Source organism: Treponema sp. R8-4-B8, from assembly GCF_054786175.1.
Map to the genome: position 1 here is coordinate 1 of NZ_BDHE01000469.1, position 356 is coordinate 356.

Sequence of the window (356 nt, forward strand, 5' to 3'; positions counted from 1 at the left end):
CTACTGTGAATGTAATTTTATTACAGGCATTTTTCCCTCTTTATAAATTGTAAAAAAAATGGTAAATATAGTCAGTTTTATATGGGAGCATAAATTATTCAAAATAATTATATCCAATAAACAAGGTCTATTTGAAAATTGGCAGAAGATGATTTAATAATTGGCAGTTGCGGTTTCATCGCATAACAGGTCGGTAAACGCGTCGCCGCCTTACGGCGGCTCGGGGTTCCGTTCGGCTAGGTCGCCTGAAGGCTCCCACGCCTCACTCCACCCACATTTTTTTGTGCCCGAAAAACCGCTTCGCGGTTTTCTTATCGGGCGCAAAAAAACGTCGTTTACCGCCAAACGTTATGCGA

1 protein-coding gene is annotated in these 356 nt (G+C 41.6%); it reads left to right on the plus strand.

What is annotated here, in order from left to right:
- Nucleotides 1–160: 160 nt before the first annotated feature.
- Nucleotides 161–356, plus strand: a 196-nt coding sequence (locus tag ACYVRA_RS09290; RefSeq protein WP_461252416.1) for a hypothetical protein, incomplete at its 3' end; no start/stop codon positions are given.